Below are 3,971 nucleotides of genomic sequence, written 5' to 3'. Positions count from 1 at the left end.
AAAACGTCACCCTTTCTCATTTATATTATGTAAGAAAGAATAACGTTTTTTTGTACTTGGGGGTAGTAAAAGCCCTTAAGTTGATGGGCATGTACGTGATACAGAACTTTGCAACAGAAACCATACTAGATGCCAACAAGGACTTACAGAGATTATTCAAAATTGCTTAAATATTAACTGTATTTAGCAAATAAATTTATGTTTTTTTACTTTGCAACGGAATCCATACAATCATCTATTTCTTCTAATAATTCTTCATAGGTGTTTCTGTAAAAATCAAAGATTTTTTTCTTACGTAAATTTTCTAGTAAACGGGTAAGGTCTTTAGACTGTAATCTAGGAAAATATCCGGCTGCAAGAGCTGATAATGGGACTTTTTCTGAGTAATAACATATATAAGCTAAGTCATATTCAGTCAGTTTTATCATGCGTACACCTTTCTATATTTTATATTATCATTTTAAATATCTTCCATAAAAAGAGCTTCTTTACAAGATTTTATTTAGGGCTCTAGTGTAAGAATATGTAGTAGAAAATAACAATGTTTATAGGAGAAAACTCTATTTAAGAAGACTGAAGATTTCGCATGGAACTAACAGTAGATTCATAACTTCTTCAGTCTTACCACTTAAAACCGGATTTCAGTAGGAATCCCTTACATTCTTCTACATGTTCGCACTATATTCGCACCAAAACTATGTGTAAATTAATTAATTGGGTTTATTTTCAGCGTCATAAAAAGGAATGGGCACTAGTTAGAGCTTGATACGCGTTGACTCTTCCATATTTCCAATACTCACCTGTCCCTGGAATTTTATCTGCACTTTTTTCTATTGATTCTCGAATTTGCATGTTGGAGAATCCCTGGGAAGCTAAAAGCGCCACTACGCCTGATACATTAGCAGTAGCCATTGAAGTTCCACTTTTTGTACTATAAGGATTCTCAGGATTCCAATTGGTTGGAACAGCCGACATGATGTCTACCCCTGGTGCCGCAACATCCACTGACATTCCATAGTTAGAACGCTCCCATTTCAAATCGTTGGAATCAGTTGCTGCTACAGAGATGACATTGGCATAGGCAGCGGGATAATAAGGTTTAGAAGTAGAAGAATTTCCTGCCCCTGCTACTAGTACTACCCCTTTATTCCATGCATAGTTGACTGCATCTTCTAGTACTTGAGAAGGCTCTTCCATGGCGATACTAAGATTGATTACTTTTGCACCATGATCAACAGCATAGGTGATTCCATTAGCAATGACATCATTGTATGAATATCCATTTCTATCTAGTACACGAACGGATAGTATTTTCACATTAGGAGCTATTCCAGCTATCCCGATGTCATTGTCAGTTACCGCAGCAATTGTTCCTGCTATATGCGTTCCATGTCCCAATTCATCCTTACTTGGATCCGCATTATTTCGCACATAATCATAACCCGGGATTATCTTTCCTTTTAAGTCAGGATGTGCGCTCTGAACTCCTGAATCAACAACTGCTACCACTAGATCAGTACTTCCACGGGTAATATCCCATGCTTTAGGGATTTGCATTTTTTGCAGTGATGTATTTTGATTCAAAGAGTAGTAGTAATCATTGGGAGTCCATACTGCTTGATAGACTTTATTTGGTTCCACATAATCTACACCGGATAGCTTACGATATTCTTGAAGAGCTTGTTGTACAGATTGACCCTGCACTTGAATAACTTCAAATCCAAGTTGTGTATTTTGAGAAATCACTTTTGCATTTTTTTGTTGATAAATATTAGTTTTTTCTTTCAAAGAGACCTCTTTATTAAATTTGACGATGATTCTTTCCTCCTCTTTTGTGCTTATGGTATCCGAAGATGCCTTTGTAGGAGTTACATGTACAAATGATAAAGAAAACACAAAAGCTGTTATCGTCAACAAAACGAACCAAAAATTTCCATTCTTCAACTTCTTTTCCTCTTTTCTTATTTTAAGAGCTCAATTGCAGAATTTCACAACACCTTAACAATATAGAATTGAAACAAATACCATCAGAATAAATCATAGTCCCAAATACATATCTTGTATTTATTATCCCAGTTTATTTTCACCTATACAGCACAACCTAGCCTATGTACTATAGTAATCCATTTGGAAAATAAAAAGCGAAATCCCCTGTAATTCTAAGATATTTGAACAACTTTCTACAGCGATAAATGAGCACATCCATTTTTATAATCGTGATCTTATCAAAGTATTAAACGGACCTAGTCCTATAGGGTATAGAGCTAAAATCATTCAATTCATTTTATTATTTGACTCTGTTTACTTGCCAAGGAGAAGTAGTTTTTGACACAGACATGGGATGCAGAAAAGATTTTCTCCCGCCCTAGTTGCCACATTATTTCTTTTCCTCTTTTTTAGTATCAATTTTGGGTTCTTCAAAAATAGTTTTTAACTCTTTATCCTTAACTTGTACATCAACTGTTTTTATTTCTTTCATCATTATATTTTTCATAAATTCAGGATCTTTTGATTTTTCTCCAACTAATTCTTTCTTGATATCAGCTTTTGCTTGATCAAAAGTTTTATCAGCATTCATATCGGTTACTTTAATAATATGATAACCGTATTGTGTTTTTATTGGTTCACTTATTTCACCTTTTTTCAGCTTAAAAGCTGCTTCATCAAATTCTTTTAACATTTTCTTAGGTCCGAAGAATCCTAAGTCTCCGTTTTTTTCTTTTGAGATTGAATCTGCAGAATATTGTTTTACTAACTCTTCAAAAGATTTGCCTTGTGCAAGTTTTTCTTTTACTCTTTTTGCAGTTTCTTCATCTTTTACAAGAATATGACTTGCCTTAATTTCAAGTTTATAGTCCTCATATTGCACTTTTAAATCTTTATCAGTAAGTGCTTTTTCCACTAATTTTTCTTGAGCTAATGAAACACGAATTTTATTTTTGACGGTTTCTTCTGTCAGACCTTTCTGCTTTAGTAAGGATTTAAATTGATCACCAGCTTGTTGTTTCATTTCATCGTACTTTTTGTCTACATCTTTTTCTTCAACTTTGTAGTTTTTAATAAGTACTTTTTCGATAACCATATTGTTTAGTACTTGCTTACCAGCTTGTTGCTTCATTTGAGTGTAGAACTCTTCTTTTGTAATATCACCAGCTCTAGATGTTACAACTTTTTCTAATGATGTTCCACATGCCGATAGTAGTACGATACTACTTATTACAGCACCCATGAAAACATGTCGTTTATTCAATGTTTATACCTCACTTAAATCTTTATATTAATTCATATAGCATAAAAACTTCAAAAGGTAGCTAATTAATTAGCTTTTTCGACGTACAATGAATGACCACCATTATAGTAATAAGTTTGTTTCCCACTTTAGAAAATATAGGGGGAACTATCCTGCATTCACTCATATGTCTATTTGAAACCCTTCATTTTTCCTGACAAACAGACTAACCTTGCTATTCTGATAAATCACAAAAAAGTAAAAACCATAATCTTCCCCTTCCTTTAATTTATTCAGTTTTTTAGAACATCTAACATTGTCTCCTTGAATGTGGATGTATCATTATTAACTGTATATAAAAATTGATGATATTAGTGTTATTTTGTCGATTGATAGAGTTTAAAATAGAATCACACATGTGAAACACTATCAGTCTCAGCTATTATTTATATTATAATTTATTAAGATGCCTTCATAATACAAATTTGTACTTTGTAATAAGACAAAAAACAACATAGGTGACTCTGTTCTGGTGCAAAAATAGTGGGTTTATGAAAAATGAACAAAAGATTCCTAACGGAATTGAAATTTATGCTGTTAAACCAAAGATTTCATCAATAAGATACATTTGCTTTTGAACAGACTTCGCCCCTTGGAGCGTTTGTCCTTTTTTGATCAATATGCATAGCTTCCATTCCAGCGATCATTTTTGTAGCCGTTCGCAAGGATTTCAATCCAAGCA

4 protein-coding genes and 1 pseudogene are annotated in these 3,971 nt (G+C 33.2%); 1 reads left to right on the top strand and 4 read right to left on the bottom strand.

Annotated features, from left to right (window positions below; translation table 11 throughout):
* Positions 1 to 206: 206 nt before the first annotated feature.
* Positions 207 to 428: a hypothetical protein gene (locus tag F3I02_RS17215; RefSeq protein ID WP_196478231.1), complete on the bottom strand. Its 222-nt coding sequence runs from the start codon at positions 426 to 428 to the stop codon at positions 207 to 209.
* 304 nt (positions 429 to 732) lie between these two features.
* On the bottom strand, positions 733 to 1,896 hold the full coding sequence (locus tag F3I02_RS17210) for a S8 family peptidase (protein ID WP_374058654.1): 1,164 nt from the start codon (positions 1,894 to 1,896) through the stop codon (positions 733 to 735).
* 229 nt (positions 1,897 to 2,125) lie between these two features.
* Here F3I02_RS17210 and F3I02_RS34925 point away from each other — a divergent pair, with 229 nt between their 5' ends.
* Positions 2,126 to 2,329 carry an IS3 family transposase gene (locus F3I02_RS34925; RefSeq protein ID WP_196478233.1) on the top strand — a complete coding sequence of 68 codons (204 nt, stop codon included), beginning with the start codon at positions 2,126 to 2,128 and terminating at the stop codon, positions 2,327 to 2,329.
* Between the two features lie 48 nt (positions 2,330 to 2,377).
* Here F3I02_RS34925 and prsA read toward each other — a convergent pair whose 3' ends face one another.
* Both prsA and F3I02_RS17195 read right to left on the bottom strand, forming a co-directional pair.
* Positions 2,378 to 3,229: a peptidylprolyl isomerase PrsA gene (gene prsA / locus F3I02_RS17200; protein ID WP_196478232.1), complete on the bottom strand. Its 852-nt coding sequence runs from the start codon at positions 3,227 to 3,229 to the stop codon at positions 2,378 to 2,380.
* A 589-nt stretch (positions 3,230 to 3,818) separates the two neighbouring features.
* Positions 3,819 to 3,971 (bottom strand): annotated as a pseudogene (locus tag F3I02_RS17195) (IS6 family transposase); the annotation flags it as partial.

It is taken from the genome of Bacillus sp. SRB3LM (assembly GCF_015712745.1).
Classification (GTDB): domain Bacteria; phylum Bacillota; class Bacilli; order Bacillales; family Bacillaceae_G; genus Bacillus_A; species Bacillus_A thuringiensis_K.
The sequence above is the reverse complement of the archived record's forward strand: the minus strand, read 5'-3'. Positions and strand labels throughout refer to the sequence as shown.